The 23,236-nt window shown below is 71.6% G+C and carries 21 protein-coding genes; 10 read left to right on the top strand and 11 right to left on the bottom strand.

Annotation, left to right across the window (positions count from 1 at the left end; genetic code table 11):
• The first annotated feature begins 5 nt into the window (after positions 1-5).
• Genes AB0J42_RS11900 through AB0J42_RS11890 form a run of 3 tightly spaced genes read left to right on the top strand, consistent with a single transcriptional unit; the run spans position 6 to position 2,537 of the window.
• A complete protein-coding gene (locus tag AB0J42_RS11900; RefSeq protein WP_364291964.1) occupies positions 6-1,145 on the top strand; it encodes an MBL fold metallo-hydrolase in 1,140 nt (379 codons plus the stop codon).
• On the top strand, positions 1,142-2,056 hold the full coding sequence (locus AB0J42_RS11895; RefSeq protein ID WP_364291961.1) for a pirin family protein: 915 nt from the start codon (positions 1,142-1,144) through the stop codon (positions 2,054-2,056). The genes AB0J42_RS11900 and AB0J42_RS11895 overlap by 4 nt, the downstream gene beginning before the upstream one ends.
• 37 nt (positions 2,057-2,093) lie before the next feature.
• Complete coding sequence (locus tag AB0J42_RS11890; RefSeq protein WP_364291958.1) at positions 2,094-2,537, top strand: hypothetical protein; 444 nt, start codon at positions 2,094-2,096, stop codon at positions 2,535-2,537.
• Position 2,538: 1 nt separating this feature from the next.
• On the opposite strand, the gene AB0J42_RS11885 is transcribed toward AB0J42_RS11890, so the two are convergent.
• The 5 genes from AB0J42_RS11885 to AB0J42_RS11865 are packed head-to-tail and all read right to left on the bottom strand — an operon-like array spanning position 2,539 to position 9,571.
• Positions 2,539-3,495, bottom strand: coding sequence for an ABC transporter permease (locus AB0J42_RS11885; RefSeq protein WP_364291955.1), 957 nt, complete (start codon positions 3,493-3,495; stop codon positions 2,539-2,541).
• On the bottom strand, positions 3,492-4,445 hold the full coding sequence (locus AB0J42_RS11880; protein ID WP_364291952.1) for an ABC transporter permease: 954 nt from the start codon (positions 4,443-4,445) through the stop codon (positions 3,492-3,494). Before AB0J42_RS11880 ends, AB0J42_RS11885 begins: the two co-directional genes overlap by 4 nt.
• Entirely contained in the window at positions 4,438-5,958 is a 1,521-nt protein-coding gene (locus AB0J42_RS11875; RefSeq protein ID WP_364291949.1) for a sugar ABC transporter ATP-binding protein, read from the bottom strand. The genes AB0J42_RS11880 and AB0J42_RS11875 overlap by 8 nt, the downstream gene beginning before the upstream one ends.
• A gap of 1 nt (position 5,959) precedes the next feature.
• Complete coding sequence (locus AB0J42_RS11870; protein ID WP_364291946.1) at positions 5,960-7,030, bottom strand: ABC transporter substrate-binding protein; 1,071 nt, start codon at positions 7,028-7,030, stop codon at positions 5,960-5,962.
• Positions 7,031-7,045: 15 nt separating this feature from the next.
• Positions 7,046-9,571, bottom strand: coding sequence for a PA14 domain-containing protein (locus AB0J42_RS11865; RefSeq protein ID WP_364291943.1), 2,526 nt, complete (start codon positions 9,569-9,571; stop codon positions 7,046-7,048).
• Between the two features lie 186 nt (positions 9,572-9,757).
• On the opposite strand from AB0J42_RS11865, the gene AB0J42_RS11860 reads away from it, so the two are divergent.
• Together AB0J42_RS11860 and AB0J42_RS11855 are read left to right on the top strand one after the other, a co-directional pair.
• Complete coding sequence (locus tag AB0J42_RS11860; RefSeq protein WP_364291940.1) at positions 9,758-10,555, top strand: DeoR/GlpR family DNA-binding transcription regulator; 798 nt, start codon at positions 9,758-9,760, stop codon at positions 10,553-10,555.
• A gap of 66 nt (positions 10,556-10,621) precedes the next feature.
• Entirely contained in the window at positions 10,622-12,112 is a 1,491-nt protein-coding gene (locus tag AB0J42_RS11855) for a sugar ABC transporter ATP-binding protein (RefSeq protein ID WP_364291937.1), read from the top strand.
• 126 nt (positions 12,113-12,238) lie between these two features.
• Here the strand turns inward: AB0J42_RS11855 and AB0J42_RS11850 are convergent, their stop codons facing one another.
• The 4 genes from AB0J42_RS11850 to AB0J42_RS11835 all read right to left on the bottom strand — a co-directional run bounded on the left by AB0J42_RS11850 (position 12,239) and on the right by AB0J42_RS11835 (position 16,574).
• Positions 12,239-12,721: a hypothetical protein gene (locus AB0J42_RS11850; protein WP_364291934.1), complete on the bottom strand. Its 483-nt coding sequence runs from the start codon at positions 12,719-12,721 to the stop codon at positions 12,239-12,241.
• Between the two features lie 168 nt (positions 12,722-12,889).
• Positions 12,890-13,891, bottom strand: a complete 1,002-nt coding sequence (locus tag AB0J42_RS11845; protein ID WP_364291931.1) for a hypothetical protein — start codon at positions 13,889-13,891, stop codon at positions 12,890-12,892.
• A gap of 271 nt (positions 13,892-14,162) precedes the next feature.
• Entirely contained in the window at positions 14,163-15,434 is a 1,272-nt protein-coding gene (locus AB0J42_RS11840) for an FAD-dependent oxidoreductase (protein WP_364291928.1), read from the bottom strand.
• A gap of 282 nt (positions 15,435-15,716) precedes the next feature.
• Positions 15,717-16,574: an SMP-30/gluconolactonase/LRE family protein gene (locus tag AB0J42_RS11835; protein ID WP_364291925.1), complete on the bottom strand. Its 858-nt coding sequence runs from the start codon at positions 16,572-16,574 to the stop codon at positions 15,717-15,719.
• Between the two features lie 129 nt (positions 16,575-16,703).
• Here AB0J42_RS11835 and AB0J42_RS11830 point away from each other — a divergent pair, with 129 nt between their 5' ends.
• The 3 genes from AB0J42_RS11830 to AB0J42_RS11820 all read left to right on the top strand — a co-directional run bounded on the left by AB0J42_RS11830 (position 16,704) and on the right by AB0J42_RS11820 (position 18,608).
• On the top strand, positions 16,704-16,898 hold the full coding sequence (locus AB0J42_RS11830) for a hypothetical protein (protein WP_364291922.1): 195 nt from the start codon (positions 16,704-16,706) through the stop codon (positions 16,896-16,898).
• Between the two features lie 27 nt (positions 16,899-16,925).
• Positions 16,926-17,747, top strand: coding sequence for an MBL fold metallo-hydrolase (locus tag AB0J42_RS11825; protein ID WP_364291919.1), 822 nt, complete (start codon positions 16,926-16,928; stop codon positions 17,745-17,747).
• Between the two features lie 75 nt (positions 17,748-17,822).
• Positions 17,823-18,608 carry an alpha/beta hydrolase gene (locus tag AB0J42_RS11820; protein WP_364291916.1) on the top strand — a complete coding sequence of 262 codons (786 nt, stop codon included), beginning with the start codon at positions 17,823-17,825 and terminating at the stop codon, positions 18,606-18,608.
• 890 nt (positions 18,609-19,498) lie between these two features.
• On the opposite strand, the gene AB0J42_RS11815 is transcribed toward AB0J42_RS11820, so the two are convergent.
• On the bottom strand, positions 19,499-20,266 hold the full coding sequence (locus AB0J42_RS11815) for a hypothetical protein (RefSeq protein WP_364291913.1): 768 nt from the start codon (positions 20,264-20,266) through the stop codon (positions 19,499-19,501).
• Between the two features lie 301 nt (positions 20,267-20,567).
• On the opposite strand from AB0J42_RS11815, the gene AB0J42_RS11810 reads away from it, so the two are divergent.
• Positions 20,568-20,909 carry a hypothetical protein gene (locus AB0J42_RS11810; protein WP_364291910.1) on the top strand — a complete coding sequence of 114 codons (342 nt, stop codon included), beginning with the start codon at positions 20,568-20,570 and terminating at the stop codon, positions 20,907-20,909.
• Between the two features lie 4 nt (positions 20,910-20,913).
• Here the strand turns inward: AB0J42_RS11810 and AB0J42_RS11805 are convergent, their stop codons facing one another.
• Positions 20,914-21,549, bottom strand: coding sequence for an Lrp/AsnC family transcriptional regulator (locus AB0J42_RS11805; protein ID WP_364291907.1), 636 nt, complete (start codon positions 21,547-21,549; stop codon positions 20,914-20,916).
• Between the two features lie 109 nt (positions 21,550-21,658).
• Here AB0J42_RS11805 and AB0J42_RS11800 point away from each other — a divergent pair, with 109 nt between their 5' ends.
• Positions 21,659-23,236: an ABC transporter substrate-binding protein gene (locus AB0J42_RS11800; RefSeq protein ID WP_364291904.1), complete on the top strand. Its 1,578-nt coding sequence runs from the start codon at positions 21,659-21,661 to the stop codon at positions 23,234-23,236.

Raw genomic sequence — 23,236 nt, 5'->3', positions numbered from 1 at the left:
GCAACATGTCGGGTTTCCGGACGGCACGGCGTGTCCTGGCGGGCGGCGCGGTCCTGGCGGCGGCCTGGGCTCTGCGCGACGTGCCCGCGCAGCTGGGCGTCCGGCCTCTCACCTCGGGGCCGGAGAGGGCGGACAGGATCAGGCGTTCACCGCGGTTCCGCGACGGCGCCTTCGTCAACCCCATGGCCGAGTCCGTCGAGCGGATCAACACGCCGCCGGTCAGCATGGTGGCCGAGATGATCAGGGACCGGCGGCTGCGCCGCCCGCCCGGCCCCGTCCCGGTGCGGGTGCCGCCGTCGGACGCGCCCGACCCCGCCGGGCTGCGGGCGGTCTGGTACGGGCACGCGTCCACGCTGGTGGAGATCGAGGGCAGGCGGGTGCTGTTCGACCCGGTGTGGAGCCGGCGGCCGTCCCCGACGCGCCTGGTCGGGCCGGTGCGGCACCACCCGGTGCCGGTGCCGCTCGACGGGCTGCCCCGGGTCGACGCGGTGGCGATCTCGCACGACCACTACGACCATCTCGACATGTCCACGGTGCGCGCGCTCACCCGCACGCAGGAGGCGCCGTTCCTGGTGCCGCTGGGCATCGGCGCCCATCTGGAACGCTGGGGCGTGCCCGGGCACCGGATCGTCGAGCTCGACTGGGACGAGGAGGCGGAGGTGGCGGGCCTGCGGTTCACCGCGACGGCCGCCCGGCACTTCTCCGGCCGGTGGGTGGTCCGCAACGAGACGCTGTGGGGGTCGTGGGTGGTCGCCGGGGCCGCCAAGCGGGTCTTCTACGCGGGCGACTCCGGCTACTTCGAGGGCTATCGGGGCATCGGCGCCGCGCACGGGCCGTTCGATCTGGCGATCATGCCGATCGGGGCCTACGGCGAGAACTGGCCGGACATCCACATGACCCCGGAGGAGGCGGTCAGCGCCACCGTCGACCTGGGCGGGAAGCTGATGCTGCCGGTCCACTGGGCGACGTTCACGCTGGCGCCGCACCCGTGGGCGGAGCCGGTCGACCGGCTCTGGCGCGAGGCCAAGGCCCGTGACGTGCGGTTCGTGGTGCCCAGGCCGGGCGAGGCCGTGGACACCGCCGTCGAGCCCGCGGTGGACACCTGGTGGGAGATGCTGGGCTCGCCTCGTACAGTCGAGGAATGAGCAATCTGGAGACCGACCCCCGCGAGATCCGCTGCGCGCGCGGCGGCGACGAGGGCGTCGAGGTGCTGGAGGGGCGGGCGGTGCCGCTCGGCGGCCCGCGCGCCATGACCGTCACGCGCACCCTCCCCCACGTGCACCGGCGCATGATCGGCGCCTGGTGCTTCGTCGACGCCTACGGCCCGGAGCAGGCGGAGATGCGGGTCGCGCCGCACCCGCACACCGGGCTGCAGACGGTGAGCTGGCTGGTGGCGGGCGAGGTGCTGCACCGCGACAGCCTGGGCAGCCTGCAAGTGATCCGGCCGGGCGGTCTCAACCTGATGACGGCCGGGCGCGGCATCTCCCACTCGGAGGAGTCGCGGCTCGGGCTGCTGCACGGCGTGCAGCTCTGGGTGGCGCTGCCGGACGGGCACCGGCAGGTGGCGCCCTCGTTCGAGCACCACGCCGAGCTACCGGTGCTGTCCGGGCCGGGCTTCGCGGCCACCGTGTTCCTGGGCGGGCTGGGCGGCGTCCGCTCGCCCGCGACCGCGTACAGCCCGCTGGCGGGCGCGGAGGTGGCGGTTGACGGGGACGCCGAGCTGCCGCTGGATCCGGCGTTCGAGCACGGGGTGCTGCTGCTGGACGGGGAGGTGTCCCCGCTGCCTGCGGGGCCGCTGCGCTACCTGCCGCCGGGCCGCGACCGGCTGCGGCTGAGCGGGCACGGGCGGGTGCTGCTGATCGGCGGCGAGCCGTTCGCCGAGGAGATCGTGATGTGGTGGAACTTCGTCGGCCGCGACCACGACGAGATCGCCGCGTTCCGCAAGGAGTGGATGGAGGGCGACGGGTTCGGGACCGTGCGCGGCTACGACGGCGAGCCGCTGCCCGCCCCCGCCCTGCCCGGCGTCCGGCTGAAGCCGCGGGGCCGGACGCGGTAGATCGCGAGACCCGTGGGGCGCAAGTAGCATGGCCGCCATGTTTCCGCCCCCCGCCCCTTGGAATCAGCCGCCCCAGCCGCCGGGGCAGGCGCATCTGGTCCTCGACGTGAAGCGGCACTGGCTGGGCTTCGCGCTGGCCATGATCACGCCGATGATCGTGATCAACGGCCATGCGATGCCGGGCCGGTGGGGCGTCAACCCGATCCCGCTCCCGCCCGGCCAGCACCACCTCCACGTCCATCTGCCGTACATCCTGCCCACGCGCATCGGCCCCGCCGACCTGACCGTCTGGCTGCAGCCGGGGATGGCGCTGAACGTCGAGTACCGCGCTCCCCTGTGGGCCTACTCGCGGGGCTCGCTCGGCCCGGCGCCGCAGCCGTGGAACGGGTTGGGCTGCATGATCGCCCTGCTGGCGATCCCGGTCGGCATGCTGCTCATCGTGCTCGCCTGGATCCTGATGATGTTCCTGGCGGCGCTCTAGGTCACGACAGGCGCTGCGCCTTGCTGAGGAGGCGCTGGGCCACCACCACCAGGGCCAGGAAGGCGCCGCTCACCACCTGCTGGAACGCCGAGGTGAGGGTGCCGACCTGGTTGATCAGGCTCTGGATCACCCCCAGCAGCAGCACTCCGGCGATCGTCCCGGTGATGCCGCCCGCGCCGCCGGTCAGCAGGGTGCCGCCGATGACCACGGCCGCGATGGCGTCCAGCTCCAGGCCGATGCCGAGGATGGTGACCCCGGACGACAGCCGGGCCGCGTTGAGCGCCCCGGCGAGCCCGGCCAGCAGGGCCGACATGACGTACACGTACACCTTGGTCCGCGCCACCGGCACGCCCATCAGCGCGGCGGCCTGCTCGTTGCCGCCGATCGCGTACACGTTCTGGCCGAAGCCGGTCCGCTGCAGCAGCACCATCGCGGCCAGCGCCAGCGCGGCCGTCACGTAGACGGGGTGGCTGAGCCCGAACAGCTCGCCCTGCCCGAGCGCGGCGAAGGCGCGGTCCTCCACGAGGTACGTGGTCGCGCCCTCGTCCGAGACCGCCAGCATCAGGCCGCGGACGCCGAGCAGGCCCGCCAGGGTGACGATGAAGGGCGCCATCCCGGTCCTGGCGATGATCAGGCCCTGCGCCAGCCCCACCGCCGCGCAGACGGCCAGGGGCAGGAGCAGCGCGGCGAGCGTCCCGTACCGGGAGCCGTAGGCGGCGAGCACGCCGCCGAGCACGAACAGCGACCCGACGGACAGGTCGATGCCGCCGCTGATGATCACGAAGGTCATGCCGATCGCGATGATCGCCAGGAAGGAGGACGAGACGACGACGCTGGCGGCGTTGCCGGGGGTGGCGAACGAGTCGAAGGCGAGGCTGCCGAAGACGACCAGCACGCCCAGCACCATGACGGCGCCGTGCTGCTGGAGGACGCGGCTCACCTGTTCGCGTGAGGTCATCGGCGCTCCCTGGTGGCGTAGACGGCGGCCAGGATGATCACGGCCTGGACCATCTGGGTCCACGACTGCGGCAGGTTGTGCTTGATCAGCGTGGCCGCGAGCAGCTGCATGAGCAGGGCGCCCATGACGGTGCTGACAACCCGGATCCGGCCGCCGGTCAGCGGGGTGCCGCCGACCACGACGGCGGTGATGGCCGACAGCTCGATGAACTGGCCGAGCGAGGTCGGGTCGCTGGCCTGCAGCCGGGCGGTGGCGAGCACCCCGGCCAGCGCCGCGAGCAGCCCGGAGATCACGTACACGATGAGCAGCACCCGCTTGACCGGCAGGCCGGACAGCTCGCTGGCCGGGCGGTTGCCGCCGATGGCGACGACCTGCCGGCCGAAGGTGGTGCGGCGGACCAGGAACACCATGACGACGGTGAGCGCCGCCGCGACCAGCACGATCACCGGGATGCCGGCCACCGAGCTGCTGCCGAGCGCGATCAGGCCGGGGCTGCGGAACTCGACGAGCTGCGGCACGAGCACGTTCGCCAGCCCGCGCACGCCCACGAGTAACGCGAGCGTGGCCACGATCGGCTGGACTCCGATGTAGGCGACGAGCGCCCCGCCCGCCAGGCCAGCCAGCGCGCCGCCGGCCAGGGCGACGGCCAGCGCGGGCACCCAGCCGTAGCCGAGGTAGAGCACGACCAGGGCGGCCGACAGCGCCATGACGGAGCCGACCGACAGGTCGATGCCCTGGGTGCCGATCACCAGCGCCATGCCCAGCGACACGATGACGATGGGCGTGACCTGGACGAGCTGGGTGCGGAAGTTGGCCACGTCCAGGAAGTGCGGCGTGAACAGCACGTTGAACAGCAGCAGCGCCAGCACGGCCGCGTACACGCCGTAGTCCTGCACCCAGGCGTACACGCGCGGCTTGGGCGCGGCGGCCCGCACGGTCAGCTCAGCCATCACCCTGCTCCGCGATCGTCGCCATGATCCTCTCCTCGGTGACCTCGTCGCCGGACAGCTCCCCGACGACCGCGCCCTCGCGCAGCACCAGGATGCGGTCGGCGCCCTCGACCAGCTCCTCCAGGTCGGAGGAGATCAGCAGCACGCCCAGCCCCTCGCCGGCCAGCTCGTCGATGAGCGCCTGCACCTCGGCCTTGGCGCCCACGTCGATGCCCCGGGTGGGCTCGTCGAGCAGCAGCGCCTTGGGCCGGATGGCGAGCCAGCGGGCCAGCAGCACCTTCTGCTGGTTGCCGCCGGACAGCTCGGAGACGAGCTGGTCCGGCGAGGCGGCCTTGATCCGCAGCCTGCGCATGAAGATCTCGACCACCCGGTCGATCTTCGCCTCGGACACCACCCCGGCGCGGGCGAGCGTGGGCAGCGCGGCCAGCGCGATGTTCTCGCGTACGGAGAGCGTCGGGATGATGCCTTCGGCCTTGCGGTCCTCGGGCAGCATGCTGACCCCGGCCCTGATCGCGGCGCTGGTGGAGCCGGCGCGCAGCGGCAGCCCGGTGACCAGCACCTGCCCGCCGTCCAGGGGCAGCGCGCCGACGATGGCCTTGGCGGTCTCGGTGCGTCCGGCGCCGAGCAGCCCGCCGAGCCCGACGACCTCGCCGGGCCTGACGGTGACGTCGACGCCGTCGAGCACGTGCTTGCGGGTGAGCCCGCGGGCCTCGACGACCGGGGCCCGCTCCCCGTCGCCGGGGCGGTCGCGGGAGAACTCGGTCAGCCCGCGCGAGCGGACCTGGCCCAGCTCGCGGCCGAGCATGAGCGAGATCAGCTCGATCCGTTCCAGGTCGGCCAGGTCGCCGGTGTGCGCGACGCGGCCGTCGCGCAGCACGGTCACCCGCTCGCAGACCTGGTAGAGCTCGTCGAGCCGGTGGCTGACGTACATGACGGCGATGCCGTCCTCGCGCAGCTTCCTGATCACCCCGAACAGCGTCTCGACCTCGCGCGGCTCCAGGGACGAGGTGGGCTCGTCCATGATGACCACGCGGGCGTCGACGGAGACGGCCCTGGCCAGGGCGACCATCTGCTGGGCGCCGACGCCCAGGTCCCGCAGCGGCCTGCGGACGTCGGTGTCGATCCCGTACCCGGACAGCACCCGCTCCGCCTGGGCGTACATGGCGGCGGCGTCGATGACGCCGAACCGGCCGCGGGGTTCGCGGCCCAGCAGCAGGTTGCGGGCCACGCTCATCATCGGGACGAGGTTGACCTCCTGGTAGATGGTGGAGATGCCGGCGTGCTGGGCCTCCATGGGAGTGCCGAACGCGGCGGGCCGCCCCTGGTAGCGCAGCTCGCCGCCGTCCGGCCGGTACACGCCGGTGAAGACCTTGATCAGGGTGGACTTGCCGGCGCCGTTCTCTCCCACGAGGGCGTGCACCTCGCCCGGGTGAAGGGCGAGGGACACGCCGTCGAGAGCGAGGACGCCGGGGAAGCGTTTGCTGATCCCCTTCGCCTCGAGTACCGCTTCCAAGTCAGTACGCCTCACCGAGGGAGTCCTGAGCGTTGGAGGCGTCGTAGTCCCGGTCGGAGATGATGACCTTGTCCGGGATCGCCTCGCCGTCCAGGAACCGCTGGGCGGTCTGGAAGGCGAGCGGCCCGAACCGCGGGTTGGACTCGATCACCGCGTACAGCCAGCCGTCGACGATGGCCTGGACGGCGCTGCGGGTGCCGTCCACCGAGACGATCTTGATGTCGCCGGGCTCCTTGCCCGCGCCCTTCAGCGCGGTCACGGCGCCGAGCGCCATCTCGTCGTTCTCGGCGTAGATGCCGTTGATGTCGGGGTTGGACTGGATGAGCTGCTCGGTGACCTGCTGGCCCTTCTCCCGGGCGAACTCGCCGGTCTGCTCGAACGAGATCTCGATCTCCGGGGCCTGCTCCTTGACCCGGTCCTTGAACCCGTTCGTGCGCTCGGTGGTGACGTTGTTGCCGGGCGAGCCGAGCAGGATCGCCACCTTGCCCTTGCCGCCGAGCGCCTCGATCATGCGGTCGGCGGCCCGCTTGCCCTGCTCGTAGAAGTCGGAGCCGATGAACGTCAGGTAGTCGTCGCACGGCTTGGCGTTGATCTGCCGGTCGACGGTGATGATGGGGATCTTCTTCTCGGCCGCCTGCTGGAGCACCGGCTCCCAGCCGTCGGAGTTCAGCGGCGCGATCACCAGCAGCTGCACGCCCTGGGCGATGAGCTGCTGCACGTCGGTGATCTGCTTGGAGAACTGCGACTGGGCGTTGGTGACCTTGAGCTCGGTGATGCCGAGCTTGGCCGCCTCGTCCCTGATCGACTGGGTCTCGGCGATCCGGAACGGGTTGGCCTCCTTCTCCGACTGGGAGAAGCCGACCACGGCGGTCTTGAGGTCGAACTTCTCGCCGCCGAACTGTTCCAGCGTGCAGGTCGGCCCGGCGTCGCCGGCGGGGGTCTGGACGACCTGCTGCCCGGCGGTGCTGGTGGCGGCGGGGGCGGCGACCGGCTCCTCGGCCTTGGCGCAGGCCGAGAGGGTCAGGAGCGCGGCGAGCGCCAGGCCGGCGGCCTTCATGGTGGGGGGTCGCATCGGTGTTCCTTCCTATCAGGCGCAGGCCGGGCTGAGCTCGCCGGTGAGCGCCGTGTTCGCCTCGTGGATCCGCCGCACGTCGGGCTTGGTGACCGCGCGGTCGTAGGTCAGGAGGCCGTTGATCTCCGTCTCGACGTCGGTGGTCTGGGTGTAGATGGCTGCGCTGAGGTCCTCACAGGCGTGCAGCCTGCGCAGCTCCTGCACCATGCCGACGTAGCGGTCGGTGAGCGCCGCCGGGTCGGGCTCGGTGGCGTAGCCCCAGCCGCCGCCGGTCCAGGTGTGGCCGACCATCGGCAGGGCGAGGCCGCCGTACTCGCCGAGCACGTTGGCGCGGGTGCCGGTGGGCTTGCCGGGGTTGCCGGGGCCCGGATAGATGTGGAAGTCCTTGACGTCGCCGTTGCCGCCGTCGACGGCGCCGCAGCAGTTGATCCCGCTCATGTTGTTGACCAGGCGGGTCGGGTCCCAGCTCTTGACCAGGTCGGCGATGCGGGCCTGGTCGTACTGGCCCCAGCCCTCGTTGAACGGCACCCACATGATGATCGACGGGCTGCCGCGGTGCTGGTCGACCATGGCCTTCAGCTCGGCCTCGAACTGCGTCTTGTCACCGGCCCGGGCCGCGGACGGCATGTCCTGCCAGACGAGCAGGCCGAGCTTGTCGGCGTGGTGGTACCAGCGGTCGGACTCGACCTTGACGTGCTTGCGGACCGCGTTGAAGCCGAGCCGCTTGGTCTCCACCAGGTCGTGCTTGAGAGCCTCGTCGGTGGGCGCGGTGTAGATGCCGTCGGGCCAGAAGCCCTGGTCGAGCGGGCCGATCTGGAAGACGGGCTTGCCGTTGAGCAGCATCCGGTTGTTCTGGACTTCGATGCTGCGCATGCCGAAGTACGAGCGGACCTCGTCGCTCTTCACCCGGACGGTCAGGTCGTACAGGTGCGGGTCCTCCGGCGACCAGAGCCTCGGGTCGCGCACGGGCACGGTCAGCTCGGTGCCGACGCGGCCGGTGACGCGGCCGATGACGCGCTTGCCGTCGCGGACGGTCACGATCGCGTTCCCGCCGCCGCCGTGCACGGTGACCTTGACAGCCTGGTTCGCCACGTCGGGGACGGCGTCGACCCGCTCGATGTGGTCCCGCCTGGGCACCGGCTCCATCCAGACGGACTGCCAGATGCCGGAGACGGTGGTGTACCAGATGCCGCCGGGGTTCAGCCGCTGCTTGCCGAGCGGCTGGGAGCCCTGGTCGCTGGGGTCGGCGACGCCGACGATGAGCTCCTGGGGGCCGTGGTTCTTGAGCGCGGCGGTCACGTCGACGGTGAAGCGGTCGAAGCCGCCCTTGTGCTCGCCGACCTTCTTGCCGTTGACGTAGACGGTGGAGTGCCAGTCGACGGCGTCGAGGTGCAGCAGGACGCGCTCGCCGCGCCAGGAGCGGGGCACCTCGAACGTCCTGCGGTACCACATCCGGTCCTCATGCCGGCCGATGCCGGACAGCTGCGACTCGACCGGGTACGGGACCACGATCCGCTCGGGCAGGTCGCGGCCGACCGGCGCGGCCTCACCCTCCTTCGCGGCGGCGAACTGCCAGGTGCCGTTGAGGCTGCGCCACTCGTCGCGGACCAGCCGCGGCCGGGGGTACTCGGGCAGCGGGTTGGCCGGGTCGATCTCGTCGGCCCACTTCGTACGGAGGATGTAGGCCGAGCCGTTGACCACGAACGCGTACGGGAACGCCTCGACCGGGGTGCCGTCGGCGTGCACGAGCCCGCCGTCGCCGCCGTAGGAGGCGCGCAGCGTGTTGACCGCCTTGGCGGGGATGGGGTGTTCCAGCGTCAGCTCGATCGTGTCGCCGCCGGTGCGGGCGGCGCTCTTGACCGGCCAGGGGGTGCCCGCGACGGTGACGCCGATCGCGTCCTTCGCTCCGGCGGGCAGCTCGCCGAGCGGCTTGGGGAACCTGAGCGTGATCAGCTTGCCGCTCTCGTCGAGCCGGGCGCCGGCGGGACCGGGCGGGTCGAAGCCCTCGGGCAGGGTGAACGCCTCCGTCGGCACGATCTGCTTGGGCACGCTCGGGCTCTCCCAGCGCAGCCGCAGGTGGGCGCCGCCGTAGTGCTCGAAGTACTCGACCTTGAAGTCGTACGCGCGGCCGGCTTCGAGGGCGATGGGGGTGCCGACCTGCTCGATGTCCCAGTCGTCGACCCAGTGGTCGATGATCAGCCGCCCGTCCACCCAGAGGCGGAAGCCGTTGTCACCGATCATGGAGAAGGTGTACGTCTCGGAGAACTCCGGCGTGATCTGCCCGGTCCAGCGCACGGAGACGTCGTCCTCGCGGCCGGTGAGCAGGCTGAACGTGGGGTTCAGGTCGGGCAGTTCCAGGTTGGGGTCCACGACCGTGGCCTTGAGCTCGCCGAAGTCGAGCTTCCCGGGGCCGGTGGACAGGTGGTAGTCGCCGCGCAGGCCGTGCCGTTCGGCGGCGGCGTCGGTGGTGGCTGTAGCGGGGGGCGCCAGGCCGAGCACGGCCAGCAGCATGGTCAGCAGGACAGCGAGTGACGTTCGCACGGGGGTCCTTTCGCAATCCGAGCGCAGAGGCGTCACGACTGGGGGGTGATCAGGTTTCGACAGGTTCTGACCTTCTACGGCAACAAATAAGCACCACCGGAAGCACTCGGTCAAGGTTTCCGATCAAATTCGTTCTCAAACGGTCCGAGCTGAACCGTTCCCGGGTGTTCGCATATGATCGGGACTGTGAGCGACACGCAGAGCGAACGCAGGCCCGTGTTCGCCGCCGAGCGCAGGCAGCGCATCCTGGAACTCGTGCGCGCCAACGGCGCCGTGTCGCTGCGCGAACTCGCCCAGGCCGTCCGCTCCTCCGAGGTGACCGTCCGCCGCGACCTGCGCGCGCTGGAGTCGGAGGGGCTGCTCAACCGCCACCACGGCGGCGCCACCCTGCCCGGCGAGCTGACCCGCGAGGCCGGCTACGCGCACAAGGTGTCGCTGGAGGCGGCCGAGAAGGGCGCGATCGCCGACCTGGCGGCGGCGCTGGTCGAGGACGGCGACGCGATCGTGGTCGGGCCCGGCACCACGACCCAGGAGTTCGCCCGCCGGCTGACCCGGCACAGCGACCTGACCGTGGTGACCAGCTCGCTGCTGGTCGCCCAGGTGCTCGCGGGGAGCCCGCGGATCGAGGTCGTGCTGACCGGCGGCACGCTCCGCGGCTCCATCCTGGCGCTGGTGGGCAGCGCGGCCGAGCACTCGCTGGCCGGGCTGCGGGTGCGCCGGGCGTTCGTCTCGGGCAACGGGCTGACCGCCGAGCGCGGCCTGTCGACGCCGAACATGCAGGTGGCGGGGGTCGACCGGGCGCTGGCCGCGGCCGCCGAGGAGGTCGTGGTGCTGGCCGACCACACCAAGATCGGCGTGGACACGATGGTGCAGACCGTGCCGCCCGACCAGATCGCCCACCTGGTCACCGACGACACCGCCCCGAGCGAGGTCCTGGACGAGCTGGCCGCGCGCGGGGTGCGCCTGCACGTTGCCCAGGTCTGATCGAATGTGACATTGTCGTTACGGGATTGTTTCCTCTCGCGACCACCATTCGAGGCGGAGGCAACCGTGCTACAGGCCGCAGGCGTACTCAAGACCTTCCAGGGCGCCGTCGCGCTCGACCACGTCACGTTCTCGGTGCGCCCCGGCGAGGTGCACGCCCTGATCGGCGGCAACGGCGCGGGCAAGACCACCCTCGTCAAGGTGCTGTCCGGCGTCTACCAGCCCGACGCGGGCCAGCTGCGCTACCTCGGCGAGCCGGTCCGGTTCGCCGGCCCCGCCGAGGCCAGGGCGGCGGGCATCGCCACCGTCCACCAGGAGACCAACCTGGTGCCGACCATGAGCGTGGCCCGCAACCTGCTGCTGGGCAGGGAGCCGCGCGGCAGGTTAGGGCTGATCGACTTCGCGGCCGTGCACGAGCGCGCCGAGGCGATCCTCGCCGCGTACGGGCTCCGCACCGACGTGCGCAGGCCGCTGGGATCGCTCGGCGAGGGGGCCCGCCAGCTCGTGGCGCTGGCCAGGGCCGCCTCCGCCGACGCCCGCCTGGTGATCATGGACGAGCCGGCCGCCGCGCTCGACCCGGCGGAGCTGGAGACGCTGTTCGGGGCCGTGGCCAGGCTGCGCGAGGAGGGCCGCTCGGTCGTCTACGTCACCCACCGGCTGGAGGAGCTATACGGGATCTGCGACCGGGTGACGGTGCTGCGCGACGGCCGCGTGGTCCACACCGGGCCGCTGGCCGGGCTCGACCGGCTGCGGCTCGTGTCGCTCATGCTCGGCAGGCCGTTCCAGCCGTCCCGGCCGGAGCCGATCGCCGGCGAGCCCGACGTCCCGGCCGACCAGCCGGTGCTGGAGGCCAAAGGGCTGACCCGCCACCACGTGCTCGACGGCGTGTCGCTGCAGCTGCGGGCCGGCGAGGTGGTCGGGCTGGGCGGGCTGATGGGCGCGGGCCGCAGCGAGACCGCCCGGGCCATCGCCGGCGCGCTGCCGGTCGACGCCGGGCAGGTCACGGTGGCGGGCGCGGCGGCCCGCAAATGGTCGATCAGGGACGCCGTGCGCGCCGGGATCGGCCTGGTGCCGGAGAACCGCAAGACCGAGGGCATCGTGCCCACCCTGTCGGTGCGCGACAACATCGCGCTGGCGGCGCTGCCCCGGCTCTCCAGAGCCGGGATCGTGTCCGACGCCCGCATCGACGGCATCGTCACCACGTTCATCCAGCGGCTCGGCATCAAGGCCGTCTCCCCCCACCAGCCCGCCGGCGAGCTGTCGGGCGGCAACCAGCAGAAGGTGCTGCTGGCCCGCTGGCTGGCCATGCACCCCAAGGTGCTGCTGCTGGACGAGCCGACCCGGGGCGTGGACGTGGCCACCAAGGTGGAGATGCAGGCGCTGCTGGACGAGCTGGCGGTCGCCGGGCTGGCGATCATGCTCATCTCGTCGGACGTGGCCGAGCTGGTGGAGAACTGCGACAGCGTGGTGGTGCTGCGCGACGGCGCGATCACCGGCCGGCTCACCGGCCCCGAGGTCACCGAGGACCGCATCCTGGCGGCCCTGGCGGGCGACTGACCCCGCACCCGTGTGGCAGGCCCGCTCGGGCCACTGACCCCGCACACGACGGAAGGCCCGCTCGGGGTGAGCGGGCCTTCCTTCTTTCGGAGGGTTCCTTCTACGGGGGATCCTTCTCACCGGGGATCAGATGGTGACCTGGTGCCAGGCGCCCCGCTTGGTGATGGCGTTGCTGTAGTAGCCGATCTGGCTGACGCGGATGCGGACCTTGTCCACGTTGTGCTTCCAGAGCGTGAAGTGCCGGACCTGGCCGGCGTTGCACAGCTTGTAGGAGCCCGCCTGGTCCCACTTCCAGTTCGGCTGGTAGAGGTGGTGGACGCGGACCTGCACGAACGCGCACTTGCCGCCCTGCTGCAGGGTACGGAAGTCCAGGTCGTACAGCTTGCCCTTGATGCGGACCTTGTTCTTGGTGTGGGCCGGGTTCCAGTCGGTCTTGACCGTGCCCCGGGCCTTGGCCTTGAAGTTGCTGGAGTAGTAGGAACCCCAGTTCTGCACCGGCGGGTTCACGATCAGCGGCTGCGGGTCGGCGGCGGCCGGGGTGCCCACGACCACGGCGGTGGCGGCGGAGGCGGCGGCGAGCGTGAGGACGGTGCGAAGTGAGCGGCGCATGGCTTCTCCTTGAGGATGAGTGCTCCCGGTTCTTTCCGGGGGCCCCGTGCTGTCGGGGTGTGCACCACCTTGATAAGCCCGGCCGCCTGCCGGGGGCTTGCCCGCTCGATGCCGCTCGCCTGCAACGGACTGTATCGATGGTTGCAAGCGGTGACTTACGCCGTGCGGCTAGTAAACAGAGATGTGCGGGTGGTCGTAGTGGTTGGCGGTGGTGCCGCCGCGGTCGGTCATCACCCGCCAGCCGCCCCTCCGCACATGCCAGATCCGCTGCCGGTAGATGACGTACATGATGCCGAGCCGCCTGGCGTTCTTCACGGCCCACTCGGCGATCTCCTGGCCCCGCCGCACCTCGGCGGGCGAGGGGAAGGCGCCGCCCCGGCTGAGCATGAAGTCGCAGGCCCGGCCCAGCGGGTGCTCGCCGCCGTCGTTGATGGCCCGGTAACAGCCGATCCCGTGCGGCACGCCGAAGCGTTTCTCGATGAGGTTCCTGACCAGGCGCATGCGCGGGGTGATGTTGTCCGGCCCGTCGGGGAGCTGCGGCACGAACGTGCCGTCGGCGCGGCGGCCGGGCGCCTCGTGCAACTGGTCGATCTTGTCCTTGATCTTCTCGATCGTCTTCTCGGCCTTCTTGCGCCGGCCTTCGAGGTCCTCGACGCTGTCTGCCAGCTCCTCCTCGCGGCTCTCCGCCTCCCGCCGGGCCTGCTGGTGACGGTCCCGCACCTGGGCGAAGCCCGACAGGGTGGCGTGCTGCTCCTGGATCAGGTGGTGGGTGAGCGCCAGCCGCCGGATCAGGGAGCCCCGGTCCTCGACTCCGGTGAGCAGCGCGACGTTCTCGGAGCCGCCGGTCATGTACTGGCTGACGGCCATCGCGCGCAGCTCGGTGGCCTGCCGGTCGAACACCTCCTGCGCCTCGGCCAGCCGCTCCCGGGCGGTCTTCACGGCCCGCTCCGCCTTCTGGTGGGCGCGGCGGCCGTGGTAGTAGTCCTCGATCAGCTTGTCCGACTCCTTCTGGAGTGCGGCCAGCTCCTTCTCCAGCTTCTTGATCGTGGGCTTCGGGTCCGCGAGCACGGGCGGCGCGATCACGCAGGTGCAGAGGACCGTCATGAGGGCCGTCGTGCCGAGGACTCGGAGGGGAGCGCGCCGCCTGGGGGCGGGGGACGCAACCGCCACGCTACTCCTTCGCCACGGGGGTGCCGGGCGCGTCTCCGGCCCCGGACTACACCGGCGGGGCGCGCCCACTTCCGGGCTCGATAGTAGGGGATCTTCTGTTCAGCTGTGACCAAACATGATGAATCCGTATCGGACGGCAGGCCACCGGGCTGCTCAAGCGGCAGCGCGGAGCAGGCTGAGGAGCCGCTGAACGGCGCGGCGGCGTCCCTGGTCAGGCGGCAACGAGGAGCAGGCGGACAGTGCGGGCCGCGCCCGGAGGTTATGGGGCTGCTCAGGCGGCGGCGCTGCGCTCGGCGAGGAGCCTGCGGACGGCGCGGGCCGCGCCCCTCCCCGCCCGGTTGGCGCCCACTGTGCTCGCTGACGGCCCGTACCCGACCAGCTGCAGCCGGGGCTCCCTGAGCACGCGGGTGCCGTCGACCTTGATGCCGCCCCCTGGCTCCCGCAGGCGCAGCGGCGCCAGATGGTCGAGGGCCGACCGGAAGCCGGTGGCCCAGACGATCACGTCGGCTTCCTCGTACCGCCCATCCGGCCAGACCACTCCCCCGGCGGTGATCCGCTCGAACATCGGCCACCGGCGCAGCGCCCCCGCCTCCATCGCCTGACGGACGACCGGGGTGGCACCGAGGCCGGTCACGCTGACGACGCTCTGCGGCGGCAGCCCGGCGCGGACCCGGGCCTCGACCCTGGCCACCGCCTCACGCCTGGCCTGCTCGCCGAAGTCGTCGTCCCTCAGTTCGGGCTCGCGGCGGGTCACCCAGATCGTCTCCCGGGCGACCCCGGCCAGCTCAGCCAGCACGTGCGTGGCCGAGTGACCGCCGCCCACCACGACCACCCGCAGCCCGGCGAACTCGGCGGGCCCGCGGTAGGAGGCGTAGTGGAGCTGCCGCCCGCGGAAGTCCGCGGCTCCCGGGTAGTAGGGCCAGTACGGGCGCGTCCACGTGCCGGTGGCGTTGACCACGGCGCGCGCGGCCCAGACAGCGGTACGACTGCCCTCTTCGTTGACGCCGGAGCCTGCGGCGCGGGTCGCGTGCACCCTCGCGGTGACCGGATGGCGGTCGGCGCGAGCAGCCGGGGCCACAGAGCCGTCAGCGTGGGGCGCGCTGGCCGGATCGGCGCTGGTTGCAGGCAGCGCCGATCCGGCCACAGGGCCGTCAGCGTGGGTCGCGGTGGCCGGATCGGCGCTGGGTGCGGGCAGTTCGGCGGTGATCAGGAGGCGGTCGGCGGGGCCTGGTTCGACGGCGGTCACCTTGACGGGGCGGTGTACCTCCAGGCCGAGTTCTCGTTCGTAGGCGGCGTAGTAGGCGGGGACGACGGTGGCGGCGGGGAGGTTTGCGGCGTTGTCCGGGGTGCGCCGCATGCCGGGCAGGTCGAAGACGCCGTGGATTTTGTCCATGGTGAGGGTGGGTGAGCGGTGCCGCCACGCCCCGCCGGGGCCCTCGTCGGCGTCCAGGACCAGCGGGTCGTAGCCGAACCGGCGCAGGAAGTAGGCGCTGGACAGCCCTGCCTGCCCGGCTCCGATCACCACTACATCGACCTCGTCCATGTCTTTGCCAACCATTCGCCGGGGCCTGCTCTTCCCCGCTGGTCGTCTAGGACAGGAGAGCGCTCTCTTGCATCAAACGTCAGGAGAGTTCATGCAGTGGTTACCGGCGTACGCGGCCCTGCTCACTTCTCTGCTGGCCGAGGCGTGCGCCGGAGGGCAGCAGCCTGCACCGTCAAGAGGGTTCAGCGCTGCCGATGCTCGACCTCGGCGCACTACGTGGATCCATCCGGGTGAGCCGGCCCCGGCGTGCCGGGCAGGCGTCTCGCCGACCGGCGCCACCCGTCAGAGAGCGGTCTCCAGGACCGGGCGGCCGCGCACTCCCGGCTCGGCCGCGAACAGGGCGCCCGCCTGGGGCTGCTCCTTGCGGTCGGTGTCGACCGCCGAGGTGGTGATGAACAGCCGGTCCAGGTCCGGCCCGCCGAACGCCACCGAGGTGACCTTGCGGACCGGCAGCTCGACGACCGAGTCGAGGGCACCGTCGGAGGTGTAGCGGTGTACGGCGCCGCCGTCCCAGAGCGCCACCCAGACGCCGCCCTCGGCGTCGACCGTCAGCCCGTCGGGAGAGCCCCGGTCCACGGTGACGAACGGCCGGCGGCCGGTCAGGCCCCGCTCCCCGTCGTAGTCGAAGACGTCCACCCGCCCGGTCGGGGTGTCGATGTAGTAGGCGCGGTCGCCTTCGGGACTGAAGTCGAAGCCGTTGGAGATCGTCACGTCGGGCAGCACCACGGTCAGCTTCCCGTCGGGGTCTGCGACGTAGAAGGTGCCTTTGCCGGGGGTCGCGTCGTAGGCCATGGTGCCGATGTAGAAGCGGCCGTCGGGGTCGCAGCCGCCGTCGTTCATCCGCACGGACGGGTCCTGCCACGCCTCGCCCAGCGAGCGGAGCGGCGCGTCGAGGTCGTCGTCGTCCGCCAGCATCAGCTCGCGCTCGGCGGCGACGATGAAGCCGCCGCTCCGGCGCGGCCTGACGACGGCGGCCACCGCGCCGACGTGCCGGCGCCGCACCTCCCCCCGCTCGTCCAGCGCGAGCACGTCGCCGGCCAGCATGTCCACCCAGCGCAGGCCGCCCCAGCGCCGATGCCAGACGGGGCCTTCGCCGTGGTGGGCCACGGGGTCTGTCACGGGGTGCGCGTTGATCGTCATGCGGGCAGGTTAACCCGCTTCCCGGCGGAAACGTCGGGAAGCGCGGTGGGGTGCGTCGCCCGTACGGCGGGTTTGGTTCTACGCATCGGTGGCAGAGGGTGACTTGCAGCACGAAAAGGGGCAAAAGTCATGGTCAAGCCACAGCAGCCGGAGCTTCGCATATCCGGCAAGGGCGCCACCGACTCCGGCTCGGCCCAGGCCATCTCCGAGAAGCGGCGCGGCACCCGGGGCACGGGTCAGGCGCACGGTACGGACAAGGGCCACAGAGGCGGCGGCAAGGGCGGCGGCGTCCCCCCGGGCCAGCGGCCCCCGTACCCGTCCTGACCCGGCTACGCAGGAGAAGAGGACGCCATGCCCGTCACCGGCCACGGGACCCTGCTGTTCATCGGGAACGCGACCACGCTGATCCGGTACAACGGGTTCAACCTGCTCACCGACCCGAACTTCCTGCACCGGGGCCAGCGCGCCTATCTCGGCTACGGGCTCACGGCCAAACGGCTCACCGATCCGGCCGTGAAGATCGACGAGTTGCCGCCACTCGACGCGGTGGTGCTGTCGCACCTGCACGGCGACCACTGGGACCGGGTGGCCCGCCGAGGCCTGGACCGGGACACCGAGATCGTGACCACCCGGCACGCGGCGCGGCGGCTGTCCAGGCAGGGGTTCAGCCGGGCGACGGGACTGAGCATCTGGCAGCAGCACGAGCTGCGCGGCCCCGGCGGTTCGGTGACGATCACCGCGCTGCCCGCCCGGCACGCGCCCGGCCCCGCCGAGTCGCTGCTGCCGCCGGTGATGGGCAGCGTGCTGGAGTTCAGCGACCCGGACGGGCTGCCCGACCTGCGGCTGCTCATCAGCGGCGACACGATCATGGACCGCCGGCTGGACGCGATCCCGCGCCGCTTCCCCGACATCGACGTGGCGATCGTGCACCTGGGCGGCACCCGGCTGCTCGGGATGACGCTGACCATGGACGGCAAGCAGGGCGCCCAGTACGTCGACCTGGTCGACCCCGCGACCGTGCTGCCGGTCCACTTCGACGACTACTCGGTGTTCGCCTCGCCGCTGAGCGACTTCCAGCATCACATCCGGCGCAGCGGGCTGGCCGACCGCGTGGTCTACCTGGAACGCGGCCAGAGCTGCGACCTGACCGGCGGGCGCCGCTCCAACGTCTGAGCCTTGCCTTCGCGGCACCTTCGTGGTTCACTGCACTCGATAGAGAACGGTGCTCTCACATTGGAGCGGTGAACTGTGGACTTCCTGACCGTGCCCGGAGGCCGGCTCGCCTACCGGGTCACCGGCGAGGGCCCGCTGGTGGTGCTGGTCCACGGCATGGGCGACACCCACCGGACCTTCCGCCACCTGATCCCGCTGCTCACCGGGTACCGGGTGGCCGCCCTGGACGTGCGCGGCTACGGCGCCTCCAGCACCGGCTGGCCCGGGGTGGCGGCGACCGGCTCCGACGTGCTCGCCCTCATCCGTCACCTGGGCGGACCGGCGACGGTCGTGGGCCACTCGATCGGCTGCTCGTCCGCGGTCTGGGCGGCGGCATCATCGCCGGAGTCGGTGGCCGGGCTCGGGCTGATCGGCACGTTCTCGGGTGACGTCCCGATCAAGGCGTGGATGCGGGCGGCGTCCTGGCTCGTTTCCCGACATGTCAGTCTGTGGGGGCTTTTCGTACGTTCGAGCTATCCGACAACGCGGCCCGCCGACTTCGCCGCCTACCTCGCCGAGCTCAAGAGCAACCTGCGCCAGCCCGGCCGCCTCGCCGCGCTGCGCGCCCAGATCGCGCTCTCCCTGTCAGGCGTGGAGAACCGGTACGCCGAGGTCACCCAGCCGTCGCTGCTGGTGATGGGGTCCAAGGACGCCGACTTCCCCGACACGGCCGCCGACGCCGCCCGCACCGCGGCCAAGCTCGGCGGCCCCGCCGAGGTGCGGATGATCGACGGCGCCGGTCACTACCCGCACGCCGAGATGCCCGAGCGGACCGCCGCGGCCCTGCTGCCCTTCCTCGCGGCGGTCGCACCCGTCACTTGAACGCGCCGAACGCGACAGCGGTCGTTGAGGCGATGGCCGTGGTCAGCACCACCATCAGCAGGACGGTCCCGAGCGGATTGGGCCGCTCCGGCGGGGCCTGGCGCTCGGCCACGATCCTCGCCTTGGGCGTGGGCTCGGCCTTCGTTGGGGTGGGGGTCGGCGTCGCCTCGGCCGCCTGAAGCTCCCGTGCCCTCTCCGGTGCGGGCGTCCCTTGTGCACGCGGTCGCGGCCCGGCTACCCGGCACCGCCCGATGTGTATGTACGAATTCGGGGTGTCGACGCACACCGCGTCCTCGTACACGCGCACATCCGGCACCGACGCACTGGGCCGGGGCCGCGGCCTCCCCGGCACCCTCCCCTCACCCACCGACGGTATGGGCTTCGAAACCCGAGGCTTCACCACCCGCGGCTTCGTCACCCGGACCTTCCCCGGCTTCGCCACCCGGGCCAGCTTTCTCGTGCGCCGCTCCACCTCACGGGCTCCGGCCACGCCCCGCTTGGCCTTCGCTCCCAGCCGCCCGGCGGCACCCGCCCCGGGACCGTAATCCGTCCGCACCCGAGGCTTGGCGACTCCAGGCCCCGGCACTTCAGGCCCATCACCAGGAGCCGCCCCCGAAGCCCCGGCCCGGCCCACATTCACGCCGACTGCCTGCGTACCACCACCGACCACACGCCCCGCCGCACCGACAACCCGCCCCGGCGTACGGCTTGATCGGGCAAGCCCCGCCTCCCCGGACTCCGTCACACGATCCGATCGCGCGGTCCGGCCCTCTTCCGATCCATTGAGGGCCGAGGGGGGTGTGCTTTCGTTCGACGGGACGAAAGGGGCGCAGGCTGGGAGGGCGAGGAGGGTGAGTGCTGTGAGGAGGGGGGTCAGGAGTCGGGGCATGTCAGATCCCTCCCGTGACGCGGGCGAACTCGTGGAGCGCCGCCGTGAAGGCGTCCGGGCCGACCGCTAGGGGGCCGGCGAAGGCTTGGGTGATGTCCCAGGTCAGGTAGGTGCCGAAGCCCAGCATGGCGGCCATGGCAACCAGCGGCAGCAGGGTGATGCCGCGGGGGCGGGCTCCGGCGAGGAAGGGGAAGAGGACCACCGAGAGGCCGGTCAGGATGGTGAGGGTGAGGAGCCCGGAGGGCGGTGCCGCGGCGGCGTCGGCGGCGCGCTGGGCGCGGGCGGCGGTGATGTCGGCGAGGTGGTCGAGCATGCCGGCCCTGGCTTCGCGTACGTCCTCGTCGTCGGAGGTGAGCTCGGTGATGCGGGAGCGGAGTTCGTCGAGGCGGACGCCGCCCATCGGGTCGAGGTTCCCGCGGGCCATGCGCGGCCACTCGTCCTCGACGACGAAGGTCACGTACTCGCGCAGCCCGGTGCGGACCGGACCCACCATGTCGGCGGGCAGCCCGGCGGCGGTCCAGTAGGCGTCGACGACGGCGCGGCTCTCGACCTGGGTGTTCTGCCTGGCCGCGTCGGCGGTGGTCCAGGGGACGATGATGGCGATCGCGAAGACCAGCAGGAACAGCGCCGACAGCATGGCGCCCGCGTGCCCGGCCGACGGTCCGCCGGCGTCGCGGTCGTCGCTGCCCTTGCCCGCCAGGCGGAACGTGAAGGCGGCGGCCCCCACCAGGCCGACCGCCGCGATGACCGAGAGCACGTACGCGACCATGCGATCTCCTCGCTACTGACTGTGATTTGACCATCACAGTAAGCGATGTGATCGGAATAGCCAAGGAGTCCGCAGGGCCCGGCTGAACGGTTCGCCGCCGGGGCGGGGCGGTGGCGAGCCGATCGGAAGAGCCAAGCGCGACTGAACGGTTCGCCACCAAGGCGGGGCAGTGGCGAGCCGATCGGAAGAGCCGGGGAATCCGCGGGCCCGGCTGGACGGATCGCCGCCGGGGCGGGGTGGTGGCGGGCCATCTGTCCAGCCGGACGGAGGACCGCGGCGCGCAGACTCCACGATGGGGCCCGTGAACCTACTGAACGGCCGCAGATTCAAAATGGTGAGCTCGACCGCGAGCAAGGTGGACCCGGACGGGCCCACCGAGTTCGAGTACTGGGAGGAGGACGGCGTGGTGTGGGGCAGCTACACCGGCGACACCGTGACCGTCGGCCGGTTCGTCGGCACCCGGGAGGGCGAGAAGGTCTCGATCTCGTATGTGCACGCCCTGGTGGCGGGGGGCACCGCGGCGGGGCGGAGCGACAGCAGGCTGGAGACCGAGCCCGACGGGCGGCTGCGCCTGGTGGAGGAGTTCCAGTTCGCGGGCGACGACACGCTGCACGTGTCTGTGTGCACCGAGGTCGTCGCCTGACCGGTCAGGTGTCCTTGCGCAGCGCCGCCCTGCCCTCGGCGGCCTGCACGAAGCGCATCTTGCCCAGCGGCACGTCCCCGTGCGTCTCGGGGGCGGGCCGCCGGGCGGGGCGCGCCCGTTCGCGGTCACTCGGCAGCACGTAGGGCCGTTTGAGCACTTCGTCCAGGATGAACACGGTCTCGGTGGCCTTGACGGCCGGGATGTTGGCCAGCCGGTCGGTGACCATGGCGTGCACCTCGGCCACGTCGGACATCCTGACCTGGATCATCGCGTCGTGCTGCCCGGTGGTGATCGCGCAGTACTCGACCTCCGGCATCCGCGCCAGTTCGGCCCTGAACTGCTTCCACATCTGCTGCCGTACGGTCACGAAGATGAGCGCGGTGATACCCAGCCCGGCCTTGACGTGGTCGACCTCGGCGGTGAAGCGCCGGATGGCGCCTTCGGCGCGCAGGGCCTCGAAGCGGGTGTAGGCGTTCGCCCGGGAGATGCCCACGCGCTCGGCCAGGGACGCGACCGAGATCCTGCCGTTCTCGCGCAGCACCTCCAGGATCTTCATATGGGTGGAATCCAGCTCCAGACCGATGCCGATCCGTCCAGAGGGGGTGCCACCACTGCCACTGTTTCTGGAAATTTCAGTCATTGATACCTCGCGCTCCTTTATATCCGTCTCAGCGAGTGCGCAGTACATGGACGGATTGCCGCACAATCCACGGCGATCCCCTACGAACCGTCCACATGGAGGACCACACATGGCGACCCGCTCGCAGACGGCGGCACTGCTGCTCGCCGGTGCGCTCGCCCTCGCCGCCTGCGGAGGCGGCGGCGGCGCCCAGGCCCCCGCCGCGCAGAGCGGCGGCAAGACCCTGGTCATCGACACGTCCTTCGACCTGAAGACGGCCGACCCCGGGCGCACCTACGAACCGACCGGCCTCATCGTGGGCAAGGCCACGTACGAGACGCTGCTCACCTTCGAGGGGTCGGACGTGACCAAGCCCGTCCCCGCCCTCGCCGAGTCGTACGAGCTGTCCAAGGACGGCAAGGTGCTGACGCTCAAGCTCAAGCAGGGCGCCACCTTCGCCGACGGCTCCCCCGTCACGGCCGACGACGTGGTCTTCTCGCTCACCCGCGTACGCGACATGAAGGGCAGCCCGTCGTTCCTGCTCGACGGCGTGGAGATCGAGAAGACCGACGACACGACGGTCACGATGACCTCCGAGAAGCCCAACGCGGCGCTGCCGTACATCCTGCCGAACCCGGCGCTCGGCATCCTCAACAGCGACGTGGTCAAGGAGAACGGCGGCACCGCCGACGCCCAGGACAAGGCCGAGCAGTACCTGAACGCCAACTCCGCGGGTTCCGGCCCGTACGAGATCGAGACGTTCGACGTGAGCAGCCAGGTCGTGCTCAAGGCGAACGGCAACTACCACGGCGAGAAGCCCGCGTACGAGAAGGTCGTCATCCGCAACGTCGAGTCGGCGACGCAGAAGCTCAACGTGCAGCGCGGCGACAGCCAGGTGGCGCTCAACCTGTCGGGCGACCAGGTGACGGGCATGCCGGACAACCTCCAGGTGAAGAAGAGCGCCTCGGCGAACGTCTTCTTCCTGCTGGCCAACCAGAACCCCGAGATCAGCGAGGTGACGACGAACCCCAAGTTCGTCGAGGCCGTCCGCAAGGGCGTCGACTACGCGGGCCTGCTGGAGCTGGCCGGTGAGGGCGCGGCCCGGGCTCCCGGCGTGATCCCCTCCCAGATCCTGGGCGCGCTGCCCGAGGGCGAGGCGGTCCAGCGGGACGTGGAGGGCGCCAAGGCGGCGCTGGCCGAGAGCGGGCTGTCCGACCCGACGGTCAAGCTGGAGTACCCGACCGAGCTGACCGTGAACGGCCTGTCCTTCCAGCCGCTGGCCGAGCGCATCCAGGCCAACCTCAAGGAGGTCGGCATCACGGTGGACCTCCAGCCCGCCCCGGTGACGACGGCGCTGGACAACTACCGCAACGGCAAGGAGGAGATGGGCCTGTGGTACTGGGGCCCTGACTACCCCGACCCGAACATCTACCTGGCGTTCCTGCCCGGCCAGCTGGTCGGCGAGCGCGCCGGGTGGAAGGCCGGCGCCGACGAGAAGCTGGAGCAGCTCGGCGAGAAGGCCGGGGCCGCGGTGGGCGACGCGGCCCGCACCGAGGCGTACCAGGAGGTGCAGCGCGAGCTGAACGCCTCCGGCCCGTTCGTCCCGCTCATCCAGCCGAGCCAGAACATCGTCGCCGCCGACTCGGTCACCGGCGTGGAGTACCACCCCGTGTGGCAGATCGACGTCGCCGACCTGGGCGCGAAGTAG

It is taken from the genome of Nonomuraea sp. NPDC049649 (genome assembly GCF_040675175.1).
Taxonomy (GTDB): domain Bacteria; phylum Actinomycetota; class Actinomycetes; order Streptosporangiales; family Streptosporangiaceae; genus Nonomuraea.
The sequence above is the reverse complement of the archived record's forward strand: the minus strand, read 5'-3'. Positions and strand labels throughout refer to the sequence as shown.

Bases quoted from the DNA above. Each gene is read 5' to 3' on its own strand.
- AB0J42_RS11900 (WP_364291964.1), top strand. From the start codon at position 6: ATGTCGGGTTTCCGGACGGCACGGCGTGTCCTGGCGGGCGGCGCGGTC.
- AB0J42_RS11895 (WP_364291961.1), top strand. From the start codon at position 1,142: ATGAGCAATCTGGAGACCGACCCCCGCGAGATCCGCTGCGCGCGCGGC.
- AB0J42_RS11890 (WP_364291958.1), top strand. From the start codon at position 2,094: ATGTTTCCGCCCCCCGCCCCTTGGAATCAGCCGCCCCAGCCGCCGGGG.
- AB0J42_RS11885 (WP_364291955.1), bottom strand. From the start codon at position 3,495: ATGACCTCACGCGAACAGGTGAGCCGCGTCCTCCAGCAGCACGGCGCC.
- AB0J42_RS11880 (WP_364291952.1), bottom strand. From the start codon at position 4,445: ATGGCTGAGCTGACCGTGCGGGCCGCCGCGCCCAAGCCGCGCGTGTAC.
- AB0J42_RS11870 (WP_364291946.1), bottom strand. From the start codon at position 7,030: ATGCGACCCCCCACCATGAAGGCCGCCGGCCTGGCGCTCGCCGCGCTC.
- AB0J42_RS11850 (WP_364291934.1), bottom strand. From the start codon at position 12,721: ATGCGCCGCTCACTTCGCACCGTCCTCACGCTCGCCGCCGCCTCCGCC.
- AB0J42_RS11840 (WP_364291928.1), bottom strand. From the start codon at position 15,434: ATGGACGAGGTCGATGTAGTGGTGATCGGAGCCGGGCAGGCAGGGCTG.
- AB0J42_RS11835 (WP_364291925.1), bottom strand. From the start codon at position 16,574: ATGACGATCAACGCGCACCCCGTGACAGACCCCGTGGCCCACCACGGC.
- AB0J42_RS11830 (WP_364291922.1), top strand. From the start codon at position 16,704: ATGGTCAAGCCACAGCAGCCGGAGCTTCGCATATCCGGCAAGGGCGCC.
- AB0J42_RS11825 (WP_364291919.1), top strand. From the start codon at position 16,926: ATGCCCGTCACCGGCCACGGGACCCTGCTGTTCATCGGGAACGCGACC.
- AB0J42_RS11815 (WP_364291913.1), bottom strand. From the start codon at position 20,266: ATGGTCGCGTACGTGCTCTCGGTCATCGCGGCGGTCGGCCTGGTGGGG.
- AB0J42_RS11805 (WP_364291907.1), bottom strand. From the start codon at position 21,549: ATGACTGAAATTTCCAGAAACAGTGGCAGTGGTGGCACCCCCTCTGGA.
- AB0J42_RS11800 (WP_364291904.1), top strand. From the start codon at position 21,659: ATGGCGACCCGCTCGCAGACGGCGGCACTGCTGCTCGCCGGTGCGCTC.